The sequence below is a fragment of the Pseudonocardia sp. ICBG601 genome, assembly GCF_020496245.1.
In genome coordinates this window covers 196,347-209,939 of the sequence record NZ_JAHLJA010000148.1, presented here as the reverse complement: position 1 = coordinate 209,939, position 13,593 = coordinate 196,347, and the positions used below count along the sequence as shown (strand labels likewise).

The 13,593-nt window shown below is 75.6% G+C and carries 12 protein-coding genes; 3 read left to right on the top strand and 9 right to left on the bottom strand.

Features of this window, described 5'->3' with window-relative positions; genetic code table 11:
- The first annotated feature begins 435 nt into the window (after nt 1-435).
- On the top strand, nt 436-960 hold the full coding sequence (locus KPL57_RS30025) for a transglycosylase family protein (RefSeq protein WP_226354044.1): 525 nt from the start codon (nt 436-438) through the stop codon (nt 958-960).
- A 156-nt stretch (nt 961-1,116) separates the two neighbouring features.
- Here KPL57_RS30025 and KPL57_RS30020 read toward each other — a convergent pair whose 3' ends face one another.
- From KPL57_RS30020 to moaC, 3 genes are read right to left on the bottom strand one after another with little or no spacing between them, the layout of a single operon-like run.
- Nucleotides 1,117-1,566 carry a molybdenum cofactor biosynthesis protein MoaE gene (locus KPL57_RS30020; protein WP_226354043.1) on the bottom strand — a complete coding sequence of 150 codons (450 nt, stop codon included), beginning with the start codon at nt 1,564-1,566 and terminating at the stop codon, nt 1,117-1,119.
- Nucleotides 1,563-2,045: a molybdenum cofactor biosynthesis protein B gene (locus tag KPL57_RS30015; RefSeq protein WP_062403845.1), complete on the bottom strand. Its 483-nt coding sequence runs from the start codon at nt 2,043-2,045 to the stop codon at nt 1,563-1,565. The genes KPL57_RS30020 and KPL57_RS30015 overlap by 4 nt, the downstream gene beginning before the upstream one ends.
- Entirely contained in the window at nt 2,042-2,551 is a 510-nt protein-coding gene (gene moaC, locus KPL57_RS30010; RefSeq protein WP_226354042.1) for a cyclic pyranopterin monophosphate synthase MoaC, read from the bottom strand. The genes KPL57_RS30015 and moaC overlap by 4 nt, the downstream gene beginning before the upstream one ends.
- Before the next feature lie 456 nt (nt 2,552-3,007).
- Here moaC and KPL57_RS30005 point away from each other — a divergent pair, with 456 nt between their 5' ends.
- Complete coding sequence (locus KPL57_RS30005) at nt 3,008-3,613, top strand: transglycosylase family protein (protein ID WP_226354041.1); 606 nt, start codon at nt 3,008-3,010, stop codon at nt 3,611-3,613.
- A gap of 73 nt (nt 3,614-3,686) precedes the next feature.
- Here the strand turns inward: KPL57_RS30005 and KPL57_RS30000 are convergent, their stop codons facing one another.
- Nucleotides 3,687-4,289 (bottom strand): NTP transferase domain-containing protein, encoded by a 603-nt coding sequence (locus tag KPL57_RS30000; RefSeq protein ID WP_073576670.1) that lies wholly within the window; start codon nt 4,287-4,289, stop codon nt 3,687-3,689.
- A gap of 2 nt (nt 4,290-4,291) precedes the next feature.
- Entirely contained in the window at nt 4,292-4,474 is a 183-nt protein-coding gene (locus KPL57_RS29995) for a hypothetical protein (RefSeq protein WP_020623622.1), read from the bottom strand.
- 123 nt (nt 4,475-4,597) lie between these two features.
- Between KPL57_RS29995 and KPL57_RS29990 the strand changes: the two genes are divergently transcribed.
- The gene (locus KPL57_RS29990; RefSeq protein WP_226354040.1) at nt 4,598-6,919 is read left to right on the top strand and encodes a helicase-associated domain-containing protein; all 2,322 of its coding nucleotides are present in this window, start codon (nt 4,598-4,600) and stop codon (nt 6,917-6,919) included.
- Between the two features lie 78 nt (nt 6,920-6,997).
- On the opposite strand, the gene KPL57_RS29985 is transcribed toward KPL57_RS29990, so the two are convergent.
- From KPL57_RS29985 to KPL57_RS29970, 4 genes are all read right to left on the bottom strand, one after another.
- Nucleotides 6,998-7,567, bottom strand: a complete 570-nt coding sequence (locus KPL57_RS29985; RefSeq protein ID WP_224387299.1) for an ATP/GTP-binding protein — start codon at nt 7,565-7,567, stop codon at nt 6,998-7,000.
- Nucleotides 7,568-7,595: 28 nt separating this feature from the next.
- A complete protein-coding gene (locus tag KPL57_RS29980; RefSeq protein WP_226354039.1) occupies nt 7,596-8,306 on the bottom strand; it encodes a DUF742 domain-containing protein in 711 nt (236 codons plus the stop codon).
- A gap of 77 nt (nt 8,307-8,383) precedes the next feature.
- A complete protein-coding gene (locus KPL57_RS29975) occupies nt 8,384-8,812 on the bottom strand; it encodes a roadblock/LC7 domain-containing protein (RefSeq protein ID WP_020623626.1) in 429 nt (142 codons plus the stop codon).
- A complete protein-coding gene (locus KPL57_RS29970) occupies nt 8,809-13,248 on the bottom strand; it encodes a nitrate- and nitrite sensing domain-containing protein (RefSeq protein WP_226354038.1) in 4,440 nt (1,479 codons plus the stop codon). Before KPL57_RS29970 ends, KPL57_RS29975 begins: the two co-directional genes overlap by 4 nt.
- Between the last annotated feature and the right edge of the window lie 345 nt (nt 13,249-13,593).

The window sequence follows — 13,593 nt, the reverse complement described above, 5'->3', positions numbered from 1 at the left end:
ACCGCGAGATAGGTCCGTGATGTGAAGCCGTTGACCAGTGCGTTTAGGGAGAATCTGATAATTACATCGTTGTTACAGTGATTCCGCTCACGGGTCCCTTCATTGACGAATTCTTTCCGCGCATTCACCTTTCTCGTCGGCCGGTCCACCGGAGCGGCCGCCTGAACGAGTCACACATCCGGACCCGCCGCGCCGAACCACCCCCGTCCCGCGGCTGTCCGGTCCGTCGAGGAAACGGAACGGGACGGGGACGAGAGAGACCACCTCCGCGGGCGTCATGGACGTCGCTCCCCGGTCCCGATCGACGCACCCGCGACGACACGGTGGGCACAACTGTGCCCTGGGGACCTCCTGCGCGGAGTGTGCGTGTCCTCGGGACGGCGCGGTGGGAGCGAAACAATGACCAAGGGACCCAAGGGCCGAAGTCTCCTGCGCATGGCTGCGGCGGGTGTCGTCGCGGTCGGCGCGACGGCTGCGATCGCCGGTACCGCCAACGCCGCCCCGGACAGTGTCTGGGACCAGCTCGCCCAGTGCGAGAGCGGCGGGAACTGGTCGATCAACACGGGTAACGGGTACCACGGCGGGCTGCAGTTCTCGCCGTCCACCTGGTCCGCCTACGGCGGCCAGGGCTCGGCGTACAACGCCAGCCGCTCCGAGCAGATCGCCGTCGCCGAGAAGGTGCTGGCCGCCCAGGGTTGGGGCGCGTGGCCGTCCTGCTCGAAGAAGCTGGGCATCACCGGCTACTCGGCCGACACCAACAAGCGTGTGAAGGCGTCGGCCCCCGCCGCCGCGCCGAAGAAGGCCGCCGCCCCGGCCGCTGGTGGCTACACCGTCAAGTCGGGCGACACGCTGGGCCGGATCGCGGCCGCGCACGGCACCTCGGTGGCGAAGCTGGCCGCCGCGAACGGCATCGGCAACGTGAACGTGATCAGCGTCGGCCAGGTCCTGAACCTCGGCTGATCCCGCCGACCGTCCCCGGACCGCCATCCGGGACGGACGGCACGGGGCGCGCGGTGTCCCCAGCACCCGCCCCGGCGGACGACGGCCCGGGTCCCCTTCCCCTCGCGGGGAGGCGGACCCGGGCCGTTCCGTCGTTCCGGGGGTGCGCGGCCGGGCTCAGGTCGAGTTGACCCACTCGTCGGAGCCGTCGGCGAACCGCTGGTGCTTCCAGACCGGCAGCAGCCGCTTCACCTCGTCGACGAGCTCGGCGCAGGCGGTGAACGCCTGCCCGCGGTGCTCGGCGGCGACGGCGCAGGCGAGGGCGACCTCGCCGATGTCGAGCGGGCCGACCCGGTGGCTGACCGCGAGCGCCCGGACGCCGGGGGAGTGCGCGGCCACCTGCTCGGCGACCTCGGCGACGATCCGGGCGGCCGTCGGGTGCGCGCTGTACTCCAGCCCGTGCACCGACTTCCCGCCGTCGTGGTCGCGCACGACGCCGGCGAAGGTGACGACCGCGCCGGCCGCGGCGTGCTCGACCAGGCGGGCGTGCTCGTCGACGTCGAGCGGCTCCTCGCCGACGGCCGCACGCAGGACCGTCGCGGTCCGCGTGGTCGCGGGATCGGTCATCGGTGGTCTCCTCCGTGCAGCTGGTCGACCGCGTGGTCGAGGACCCCGGCGAGTACGCCGAGGCCGTCCTTCACCCCGCCCGGGGAGCCGGGCAGGTTGACGATCAGGGTGCGGCCCGCGACCCCGGCCAGGCCGCGGGAGAGCACCGCGGTGGGCACCTTCTCCTCCCCGGCGCGGCGGATCGCGTCGGCCAGGCCCGGGATCTCGTGGTCGAGCACGGCCCGGGTGACCTCGGGGGTGGCGTCGGTGGGGGAGATGCCGGTGCCCCCGGTGGTGACGACGACCGCGACCCCGTCGGCGACGGCCGCCCGCAGCGCCTGCCCGACCGGCTCGCCGTCCGGCACGACGACCGGGTCCGGGGTGTCGTAGCCGCGCTCGCGCAGCCAGGCGACGATCGGCGGCCCGCCGCGGTCGGTGTAGACGCCCGCCGCGGCGCGGTTGGACGCGGTGACGACCCGGGCGGTGCGCGCGGCGGTCATGCCCCGCGCTCCCACAGCCCGGTCTTGCCGCCCTCCTTGCGCTCGACGCGCACGGCGTCGAGCACGGCGGCCGGGTCCACGGCCTTGATCATGTCGTGCAGGGTGAGCCCGGCGACGGCGACCGCGGTCAGCGCCTCCATCTCCACCCCGGTGCGGTCGGTGGTGCGGACCTCGGCGCGGATGGCGACCCGGCCGGCGTCGCCGTCGGTGGCCGGGGTCAGGTCCAGCGTCACCCCGCTGATCGCGATCGGGTGGCAGAGCGGGACGAGGTCCGGGGTGCGCTTGGCGCCCATGATCCCGGCGATGCGGGCGGTGGCGAGCGCGTCGCCCTTGGGGAGGCCGTCGGTCTCCAGCAGGTGCACGACCTCGGCCGTGGTGTGCACGGTCCCGGTCGCGACGGCGGCGCGGCGGCCGGGCCGCTTGTCGGAGACGTCGACCATCCGGGCCGCCCCGGCGTCGTCGACGTGGCTGAGCGCGGGGCCGGGCCGGTTGTGCTCGGTGGTCACGACCCCGACAGTACGGGGGCGTCGGTAGGGTGGCCCCCGCCACTCCGTGTGCACGGACCGGGGCCCCCCGATGGCCCAGTGACTGTGATCTGTATCACGTTTGTGGAACCGATCGCACTGTTTGCGCGAACGTTTCCCGTTCGTGATCGGGGCTCGTCACCTGCGCAAACGCAGGGCCCGAACATCATGTGTCCGGTACGTCCGACGCCACGCCGTGTCGCCGTCGACTTTCGCGTCGTCCTGACGTGACCTACCTTCGGTCCCGGCTCGGCCGACTCCCCCATGCGGCCGGGCTCCGGTGCCGCAACGCTCCCTGTCCGGCGGTCCACCGGCCCCCGAGGTATCGGTGTGGGACAGGGCCGATCGTCAGACGGATCGGTGGCCGCTCCCCCGGCCGCCGGAACGGGCACCCACTCCCCGGGTGCGGTTCGGGTCGCGTCACGCGGGAGACCTGCCATGCCTCGTTACCGTGGGAAACACCGTAAACCGAGCACCGCCGGCCGCACGATCGTCCGGACCGCCGTCGCCGGTGCCGTCCTCGGCGCCCCGATGCTGGCCGTCGTGGGCACCGCGAACGCCGCCACCGACTCCACCTGGGACTCGCTCGCGCACTGCGAGAGCACCGGGAACTGGGCCGCGAACACCGGCAACGGCTACTACGGCGGCCTGCAGTTCAGCCCGAGCACCTGGAAGGCCTACGGCGGCGGCGAGTACGCCACGTCGGCGCACCAGGCCACCCGGGCCCAGCAGATCGCCGTCGCCGAGAAGGTCCTGGCCGCCCAGGGCTGGAACGCTTGGCCGTCGTGCTCGTCGAAGACCGGCGCGTCCGGGTCCGCCACGCCGCGGACCCTGGAGACCGACACCGGCACCCGGGCCCCGGAGCGCGTGAAGGCCAGCGCCCCCGCGGCGTCGTCCGGCGGCACCTACACGGTGAAGTCCGGCGACACCCTGGGACAGATCGCGGCCGCGCACGGCATCGCGAACTGGAAGGACCTGCTGTCCAAGAACCCGGGCCTCGGCGCCGGGCACCTGATCACCCCCGGCCAGGTCATCAACACCTGATCCCGGCACGACGATGCCCCGGTCCCTCCGCGAGGGACCGGGGCACGCGTGTGTCGGGGGCCGGTGCTGCGGCTCAGGTACCGGCGAGGCGGCGCAGCTGCCCCGGGGTGTCGACATCGTCCGGGACGGCGACGTCGCCGCACTCGACCAGCTCCACGTCGGAGCGGCCGGCCAGGTAGTCACGGGCGCCGGAGTCCCCGGAGGACAGCGCGACGACCCCGGACCAGTGGTCCCGGCCGAGCAACACCGGGTGCCCGGGGACGCCGTCGAACGCGGCGCGCCGCAGCGACGACGGCCCGGCGCCGTCGACGACCCGGCGGATCGCCTCCGGCCCGATGCCCGGCAGGTCGACCAGGTGCACCAGCGCCGCGCCGGTGCCGGGCAGGTGGGTCAGCGACCCGAGCCCGCGCCGCAGCGACGCACCCATGCCCTCGTCCCAGTCCTCGGCGACCACGACACCGACGTCACTGCCGTCGGTACCGAGGCCGGCGCCGCGCAGCACGTCGGTGACGTCGTCGGCGCGGGCGCCGAGCACGACGGTGACCGGGCCGCACCCACCCGCCTGCAGCGCTTTCACCGCCCGCACCGCGAGCGGCTCACCGTGCAGTCGGACCAGCGCCTTCGGGGTGCCCATGCGGCGCCCGGCGCCGCCCGCGAGCAACAGGCCGGCGACCACGGTCAGCGGTTGATCTCGGTGACCGGGTGCTCGTAGGGCACGCTCGCGACCGGGAACTCGATGTCACCGAACGGCGACATGTTTCCCTGGACGCTGCCCAGGAGCTCGGTGACCGGGTGGTCGCCGTCCTCGGAGTGCGGCCACTCCGGGTGGATCCGGTCCTGCTTCGCGGGCTTGGCGGCCATCGCGTCCTCCAGCGTCGTCGTCCGGTCCCGGGCGGGACCGCGGCAGTCTCCTGTGCCCAGTATCGCGGACGCGGGCGCGGCTGTCCGCCCCGGTGCGCCCGCGATCGTCCGACTACCCTGGCGATGATGCAGACGTCCCTGGTCGAGTGGTTGCGCGGGCAGGACGACGGGTTCCTCGCCGCGCTGCTGCGCGCGCGTCCGGACCTCGCCGTCCCGCCCCCCGGCGACCTCACCGTGCTCGCGACCCGCGCCTCGATCCGGGCGTCGGTGCAGCGCGCCTGTGAGGACCTGGGCACCGTCGCGCTGACCGTGCTGGACGCGCTGGTGCTGGCGACGGCCTGGCGGACCCCCGCCGACGCGACGACGCCCGGCGCGGGCCTGCGCGGCTGGCTCGGCGCCGACGTCGACGCGGCCACCGTCGCCGAGGGACTCGCCGCGCTGCGCGACCGCGCGCTGGCCTGGGGTCCGGACGACGCGGTGTCGCTGGTCCCCGCGGCCGCCGACGTCGTCGGGCCGTGGCCCGCCGGGCTCGGCGCCCCCGCCACCGGTGCGGCGGCGGGCCCCGAGCTCGACACGCTGCTCGCCGGGGTGGGCGACGACGAGCGCAAGGTCCTCGACGTGCTCGCCCAGGGCCCGCCGGTCGGCCGCTCCCGCAATGCGAACGGCTCGACCGGGCCGGTCGGCTCGCTCGTCGACAAGGGACTGCTCGTGCGCCGCGACGCCGACACCGTCGAGCTGCCCCGCCAGGTCGCGCTCGCCCTGCGCGGCGACCGTCCGATGGGGCCGCTGGACCTGTCCCGGCCGGACGTCCCGCTGCGCGCGCGGGAGACCTCGCTGGTCGACGGCACCGGCGCGGGGGCTGCGCTGGAGTTCCTGCGCCGCACCGACCTGCTCCTGGAGTGGCTGGCGCGGGAGTCCGTGCCGGTGCTGCGCTCGGGCGGGTTCGGCGTCCGCGAGCTCAAGCGTGCGGCGAAGGCGGCCGACACCGACGAGCCGACCGCCGCGCTGATCCTGGAGATCCTGCACGCCGCGGACCTGGTCGGGGCGACCGAGTCGGTGGCCCCGGAGTGGCTGCCGACCACCACGTGGGACGTCTGGGGGACCGGTCCGGAGGAGTCCCGCTGGGCGGTGCTGGCCCAGGCCTGGCTGGAGCTGCCGCGGCTGCCCGGGCTGGTGGGGCGCCGCGACGAGACCGGCAAGCCGATCACCGCCCTGTCCGACGGGCCGCGCCGTCCGCCGGCCGCGCGGGACCGCCGCCGGGTCCTGGACGCGCTCGCCGACCTCGCGCCCGGCACCTCGGTGGGGTCGCCGGAGGACCTGGCGCGGCTACTGGCCTGGCACGCCCCGCGGCGCGGCGGACGGCTGCGCGACGAGACGGTCGGCTGGACGGTCGCCGAGGCCACCGCGATCGGCGTGGTCGCCCTCGACGCGCTCACCACGGCCGGACGGGTGCTGCTCGACCCGGCCCTGCGCCCGGACCCGGCGCACCCCACCCGGCACCCCACCGAGCTGGCCGCGACGCTGCACGCGGCGCTGCCCGCCCCGGTGGAGGAGATCCTGCTGCAGGCCGACCTGACCGCCGTCGCACCCGGGCGGCTGTCGGCGGACCTCGCGCACGAGCTCGCGATCCTGGCCGAGGTCGAGTCCGCGGGCGGCGCCACGGTGTACCGCTTCACCGAGCGCAGCCTGCGCCGGGCGCTGGACACCGGCCGCACCGCCGACGACGTCCGCGCGATCCTCGAGGCCCGCTCCCGCACCCCGGTCCCGCAGACCCTGACCTATCTCGTGGACGACGTCGCCCGCCGGCACGGCAGGCTGCGCGGCGGCGCGGTCAGCTGCTTCCTGCGCTCCGACGACGAGGTGCTCCTGTCCGAGGTGCTCGCGCACGAGGCGGCCGAGGAGCTGGGGCTGCGCCGGATCGCCCCGACCGTCGTGGTCAGCTCGCTGCCGCTGGCCGAGGTGCTCGACGGGCTGCGGGCCGCCGGGTTCAGCCCGGCCGCGGAGGACGCGGGCGGCGCCGTCGTCGACCTCGGGCCGAAGGGGCGGCGCACCGAGCCGCGGCTGCGTCGCGGCACCCGCGACGCCGGCCGGGTCGTCGACCGGTCCCCGACGAACCGGGCCGAGGAGCTCGTCGAGCGGCTGCGGGCGGGGGACCGCCTGGCCGGGGTGCGCGACAGCGTCGCCGGGCGGCGTGAGCTCACCGGCGCGACCGGGAACCTGGCCTCGCTGCAGGAGGCGGTGCGCGAGGGCCGGACCGTGTGGATCGGCTACGTCGACGCGCACGGCGTCGCCGGGGACCGGGTGCTCGCGCCGGTCTCGGTCGGCGGCGGGTACGTCGAGGGCCGCGACGCGCTCGACGGCGAGCTGCGCCGCATCCAGCTGCACCGCATCACCTCGATCGCGCCGGTGGACGCCGGATCGGAGCAACCGGCCGGACGCGACTAGCCCCGGACGCGGTACCGCGGCGGCGCCGGCACGCGAGGTGCCGGCGCCGCCGCGGTGTCCGGGTCGGCCGGGTACGGGTCAGCGCGCGCCGGCGGCCATCCGCTGGTGCATCGCGTGCTGCACCAGCGCGATCAGGGTCTCCTTGGTCGACTGCCGGTGCCGGGCGTCGCACACGACCATCGGGACGGCCGGGTCGATCGACATCGCCTCGCGCACGTCGTCGAGGGTGTGCTGCAGCTGCCCGTCGAAGGCGTTGACCCCGACGACGTAGGGCAGGCCACGGTCCTCGAAGAAGTCGATCGCGGCGAAGGAGTCGGCCAGGCGCCGGGTGTCGACGAGGACGACGGCGCCGATCGCGCCGCGGACCAGGTCGTCCCACATGAACCAGAACCGCTGCTGGCCCGGCGTACCGAACAGGTAGAGCACCAGGTCGGAGTCCAGCGAGACGCGGCCGAAGTCCATCGCGACGGTCGTGGACCGCTTGTTGGGGGTGGCGGAGAGGTCGTCGTGCGACGCGCTCGCCTCGGTCATCACCGCCTCGGTGGTCAGCGGCATGATCTCCGAGACCGATCCGACGAAGGTGGTCTTCCCGACGCCGAACCCACCGGCCACCACGATCTTGGCCGACATCGTCGCGGCACGGGCCATCCCGGCCGCGGGCTGGGGCGGCTGTGGCCTAGAGCCGACGGAGTCCACTCAACACCCTTTCCATCAGCGCGAGGTCCGGCGCGTTGCCGGGGGTGCTCGCGGTCTGGTGAACGGTCACCGTGCCGTTCGAGGCCATGTCCCCGAGCAGCACCCGGGCCACGCCCAGGGGGAGCGACAGCAGCGCCGCGACCTCGGCCACCGAGCGGGTCTGCTCGAGCAGCAGGTCGGCGACGGAGCGGTGCTCCATCGGCAGCCGTTCCAGCTGGCTGCGGGCCCGGTTGCTGACCGAGACCAGGGTCTCGACGGCCAGCTCGTAGCCCGACTTGGTCCGTCCCCGCGTCCAGGCGTAGGGCCGGACGAAGGCGGCGCCACCCGCGGACGGGGGCACCGGCGGCGGCGCTGCCACTGGGTCGTGCGCGGGGCTCGGCCCCGTGTTCTGTGCCGGGTACGGCGACGGCGCCGGCCGGTCCGGCCGGTCACCGGTCCGCTGGGCCTCCAGCTCGGCCGGGGTGGGCGGCAGCCCGTAGGCCGCCGACCCACCGATGGGACCGGTCACCTCGGCCGGGTCCGGCGGTGGGACCGGCCGCCCGGGGGCGGCGACCTCCGGCTCGACGTCGTCCTCCGGACGGTTGCGCCCCCATCGGCGCTTCTTCGGCTTGCGCTTGGAGTCCAGGCTGAACCCGTTCATGACGTCGGCGAACGTCGGCTCGGGGCCGTGTCCGCCCGGGTCCTGGGTCATCGGATCTCACCCGCTCTGGTCGATCCTGGGATGGGGTGCATGACGGTAACGCGTCCTGGGGGTCCGGAGTCGCGGCCTCAGGGCCCGAACGAACCCTGCAGCTCCGCGCGCAGCTCCGGGGTGAGCAGCTGGCCGACCCGGTCGACCAGCAGCGTCATCTCGTAGCCGACGAGGCCGATGTCGCAGCTCGGCGAGGCGAGCACGGCCAGGCAGGAGCCGTCGCTGATCGACATCAGCAGCACGATCCCGCGGTCCATCTCGACGACGGTCTGCACGACGCCACCGGCGTCGAAGCAGCGCGCGGCGCCCTGGGTCAGGCTGACCAGACCGGATGCGACGGCGGCGAGCTGGTCGGCCCGGTCGCGCGGCAGCCGGTCGGACGCGGTCAGCAGCAGCCCGTCGGTCGACACCACGATGGCGTGCGCGACACCCGGGACGCGCTCCGCGAAGTTGGTGACCAGCCAGCCGAAACGGCTCTGGCTCGGCTGTGCCTGCGGTGCCCTCACTGGTTCTCCTCGGGGTCGGACGAGTTCGGTCGGTCCGCGGCGGGCTCGGGGGTGCCGGTCGCGGTGTCCTGCGGGGCACGGGTGCCCTGCCGGTCGTGCTGGTCCTGCGGGTCGTGCTGCTCGGAGTCGCCGTCGACCGTGTCCGTCGTGCCGGCCAGTGCGTTGCGGCGGACACCGGAGGCGCTCTCCCGGCCCTGACGCACGCCCTGCTGGTAGCTGGCGAGACGGCCACGGACGCTCTCGGCGTCCCTCGGCTCCGCCGGAGCGGGGCTGAGCACGGTCGATCCTGCCGCACTGCCCGGGAGCAGTCGCGCCCGCGGGCGTCGCTTGGGCAGTCCGGCGGTCGTCAGGTCGTCACCGGTGGTCTCCGACTCGTCGCCGTCGGTGGCCTCGCGGGCCTGCCGCCAGACGTCGTCGGCGGGGGAGGCGAAGCCCGACGGGGGCGCCGGGGCGTCGGCCGCGGCGGGGGCCGGAGCACCGGCCGGGGCGCCGCCGTTCGGGCCGGCACCGTCCTGCCAGCGGACCGGCACCGAGCGGTTCGAGCGGAACCAGGCGGAGGCGATGTCGTCGAAGATCGGGGTGGTCTGACCCATGTCGAACCCGGTCTGGGCCCGGGCCGACTCGACCGCCCCGGGGCGCCGGAGCTGACCCCGGTCGCCCTCGACGGGCACCTTCGGTGCGAACAGCTCGTCCTGCGAGGAACCGGCGGCGTTCGCGGCGAGGCTCGCCGGGCCCGCGGCCCGGCCACTCTCCCGCTTCGGCAGCGGTGCGGGTGCCTGCCGGCCCGGCGCCTGCTGCACCGGACGCTCCTGCGGCGCCTCCGGGTGCTGAGCCTGTGGGACCGGCTGAGCCTGCTGGACCGGCTGTGCCTGCTGGGAGGCGGGCTGCTGCGGTCCGCGGGCCGGTGCCGGGGGCGGGCCCTGGCGGCCGGGCCCACGGGTGGGCAGCGCCGGTCCGGCGCCGCGGGCCGGCATGACCGGGCGTCGCGACGGGGAGGGGCGGGACCCGTTGGTGCGGGCCGGGAGCGGCCCGCCCATCGGCGTACGGCCGGACGGGCGGATCGTCGGGAGGGCCGCGGTCTCGGGGTCGGTACCGGCGGAGCCGCCGTCCCCGGATCCGGTCTCCCCGGACCCGCCGTCCGCTGCCGAGCCGTCCACGGATGCGGTGTCCGCGGGACGGTCGCCGTCGGCGCCGGTCCCGGGGACCTCCGTGGACGCGGCCGCCCCGGTGGTGTCGTCCGCGGTGGTGTCGGCGGTGTCGTCGACGTCTGTGGTGTCGGACGCGGTGGTGTCGGACGGGGCGCTCACGTCGGTTCCGGTCGCGTCCGCGGTCCCGGTCCCGTCGTGGGCGTGACCGTCGGTCCCGCGGGCGTCGGTGCGGTCCCCGGGGGCCGGGGGGAACGGCGCGATGCCGTTCGTCCGGGCCGGGAGCGGGGTCTCCTCCGGGGCGGTCCCGTCGGTGTCCCGGACGGCGTCCCGGTCGGTGGCGTCCTCGGTGTCCCCGTCGGCGTCCCGGTCGGCGACCGTGTCGGTGGCCCGGGGGGCCTCGGAGCCGTCGGTGTCCGGGTCGGTCGCGTCCGGACCGGCCTCGGTGTCGGCGTCGGCCTCCGCGGAGCCCTCGTCGTCGGCCGGGGTCCGCCGCTGGTCCTCGGGACGGTCACCGATCGCCCGGTCCAGGACGACGGTGTCGTCCATGTCGCGGTCGGCGCGGGCCCGGGCCGCGGCGGCCGCCGCAGCGGCACCCGCCAGCCCGAGCGCGGCGGCGGCCGACGGGGCCGCGGTGCCGCCGGAGCGGTCCGCGTCGTCGGTGCCGTCGGCATCGGTGTGGTCGACGCCGGTGTGGTCGGGGTCGGTGTGGTCGGTGCCGTCGGCGGGGACCGCGGCCTCGGTGTCCTCGGTGTCCGTGAGGGACCCGGCGCCGGTGCCCGCGTCGCCGGACGGGCCGTCACCGTCGCCGGACGGGGCCGGGCCGCTGGCTCGGAACGCCTCGGCGCCGCGCGGGGCGTCGCCGTCGGCGGGACCGGAGCCGGCCTCGTCGGCCGGGGTGAAGACGTCGGCCGGGGTACGCCCGTCGCGCGCGCCGTCCTGCGACGGTGCGAAGGCCGACAGACCCTGCGGGGCGGACCCGTTCAGGGTCGGGGCCGACCCGTCGGCGGTCTGCCCGCCGGCGTCGCCGGGGGCCGCGTTCTTCGTCAGCGACGACCCTGGACGGCGCGTCGGCAGGCTCGAGCCCGAGCCGTTGCGCGCCGTCGTGGACGAGGGCGCGCCGGTCTCGAAGGTCGGGGTCATCGGGCCGTCGGAGCCCGCGACCATCGACGGCAGCGACCCACCGCGACCGTTCCCGTTCACCGCGACCGGGGAGTCCGGGCGGGGCCCGTCGGGCGCTCCGCCGCCGGTCAGCGCCGGGGCCGGCAGCTGCGGGGCCTGCTGCTCGCCACCCTGGGGCGGCACGCCGCCCCAGGTGCCCGGGTCGCCGTCGCGGCGCTGCTCGGGCAGCTGCGCGGAGGGCACCAGCTGCGGCGGGACGGTGACCGACGCGCTCAGCCCACCGGAGCCGCCGCCGACGGCGGCCGAGGCGAGCCGGACGCCGACGCGGTGCCGTGCGGCCAGCCGGCCGACCACGAACAGGCCCATCCGCCGGGAGGCCGACACGTCGACCTCGGCCGGACCGGACAGACGCTGGTTGGCGTCGACCAGCTCGGAGTCGGTCATGCCGACACCGCGGTCGGAGATCTCGACCAGCAGCGACTCGTCGGCGGTGCGGGTCGTCGACATGACGACCTGCGAGTCCGGCGGCGAGAAGTTCGTCGCGTTGTCCAGCAGCTCGGCGAGCAGGTGGACGAGGTCGTTCGCGGCGCGACCGGCGATCGTCGCGTTCGGCGGGGTCTGCACGACGACCCGCTGGTACTGCTCGACCTCCGACACCGCGGCCCGCAGGACGTCGACGACCTGCACCGGCGCCACGTTCCGCTTCGCCAGGTCGGTGCCCGCGAGGACCAGCAGGTTCTCGCTGTTGCGGCGCATACGGGTCGCGAGGTGGTCCAGCTGGAACAGGTTCGACAGCTGGTCCGGGTCCTGCTCGTTGCTCTCCAGCTGCTCGATCAGCTGCAGCTGGCGCTCGACCAGCGCCTGCGAGCGGCGGGAGAGGTTGACGAACATCGAGTTGACGTTCTGCTGCAGCGCGGCCTGGTCGGCGGCGAGGCGGATCGCCTGGCCGTGCACGGCGTCGAAGGCCCGTGCCACCTGGCCGATCTCGTCGCGGCTGTCCAGCGGGACCGGCTCGACGAGCGCGTTCGGTGCCTGCCCGGAGCGCATGCTCTGCACCGCCGCGGGCAGCTTCTGCTCCGCGACCTCGAGCGCCGAGCTGCGCAGCAGGCGCAGCGAACGGACCATCTGACGGCCCAGCAGCAGGATGATGCCCGCGGTCAGCAGGATCGTGAGCATCAGCAGCACGGAGTTGAGGCCCGCGGTGTTGCCCGCCTGCTCGGCGGCCGCGGCCCGGCCGTCGACGAACGCCTGCTCGGCGGCAGCGGTGGACTGGTCCACCGCGGCGACGGACCGGTCGACGGCGGCGTTCCACGCGTTCGGGTCGACCGGCGGCGCGACCCCCGGCGGGACCGCGAGTGCCTGGTCGCGCAGCGCGTTGCGCTCGCCGTTCGCCTGGCCCGCGCCGAAGTTCCCGAAGGACTCGGCCTGCTCCGGCGTCAGCGACGACTGGAAGTCACCGGCCGCGGCCTGGAACGAGGCCTCGGCCCCGGTGACCTGCGCGCGCTGCTGCTCCTCCAGCGTCCCCGCGGCGAGCGCGCCACCGATCACGGTGCGCTCGAGCTGCAGGGCCTCGCGGGCGCTCGACCCGGCGGCGATCGCCGTGGTCAGGCCGGCGGTGTCGGCGGTCTGCAGCCGCCCCACCAGCGCCCGGTCCAGCCCCAGCGTGCGCTGGACGACCGCGGTGTAGCGGCCGGTGAGGTCGGCGGCCGCGGTTGGGCCCTCGGCGACCTGCGACCGGATGACCGGCAGCTGGCCCAGCGTGGTGTCCGCCTGCCGGCGGGCCGTGGCCAGGTCGGGGGCCTGCTGCTCGGCGGTGTCGAGCCCCGCCGTGGTGGCCTGCAGCGCCTGGTCGGTCGTGGCCTGCGCCCGGTCGACGGCGGCCCGGTCACCGAGCCGGTTGCCCGCCACGAAGCGGACCGCGGCGTCGCGCTCGGTCTGCAGTGCGCCGGTCAGCGTCTCGATCTGGCGGTGCACGTCGACCAGGCCGCTGCCGCGGCCGAGCTCCTCGGCCACGTTGGCCTGGTCGACGACGCGGACGGCGCCGATGGACAGGGCGAGGACCGTGGGCACCAGACCGACGACCGCCAGCTTGGCGACCAGGCTCCAGTTCCGCGGGTCGAGTCGCTCCGACCACGTGCTCGGGCGTTCCGTGCTGGTCACGGTGGTCACGGCGAGATCTCCCTGTCGGTCTCCGGTCCGGGGACGGGCGGCGCGGCGGGCACGAGGTCGGGGAGCATCAGCTGGTCCGGTGCGCCTTTCGGGGTCACGACGGGAACCGCTCGACCACACCACGACCGACACGGGGCGGCGGTTGCCGCGTCCCGGGGGAGTCGGACGGATATGATCGTGCCGGGTCCCGTCTGTGCGTGACGGACGGCTGCCGAGTCTAGCCCCCGGAACCCCCGTCTCCCGAGTGGCGTAGGGCCGGTTGCCTCATGGTCACGTGACGTGACACACGCCGACCGCTCGTCTCCGCTCGGCGTCCGGCGGACCCGCACCGCTCCGTTCCCCGGC

Bases quoted from the DNA above. Each gene is read 5' to 3' on its own strand.
- KPL57_RS29985 (WP_224387299.1), bottom strand. From the start codon at position 7,567: ATGGCCCGTGCCGCGACGATGTCGGCCAAGATCGTGGTGGCCGGTGGG.
- KPL57_RS30025 (WP_226354044.1), top strand. From the start codon at position 436: ATGGCTGCGGCGGGTGTCGTCGCGGTCGGCGCGACGGCTGCGATCGCC.
- KPL57_RS30005 (WP_226354041.1), top strand. From the start codon at position 3,008: ATGCCTCGTTACCGTGGGAAACACCGTAAACCGAGCACCGCCGGCCGC.
- KPL57_RS29995 (WP_020623622.1), bottom strand. From the start codon at position 4,474: ATGGCCGCCAAGCCCGCGAAGCAGGACCGGATCCACCCGGAGTGGCCG.
- KPL57_RS30015 (WP_062403845.1), bottom strand. From the start codon at position 2,045: ATGACCGCCGCGCGCACCGCCCGGGTCGTCACCGCGTCCAACCGCGCC.
- KPL57_RS30020 (WP_226354043.1), bottom strand. From the start codon at position 1,566: ATGACCGATCCCGCGACCACGCGGACCGCGACGGTCCTGCGTGCGGCC.
- KPL57_RS29990 (WP_226354040.1), top strand. From the start codon at position 4,598: ATGATGCAGACGTCCCTGGTCGAGTGGTTGCGCGGGCAGGACGACGGG.
- KPL57_RS29980 (WP_226354039.1), bottom strand. From the start codon at position 8,306: ATGACCCAGGACCCGGGCGGACACGGCCCCGAGCCGACGTTCGCCGAC.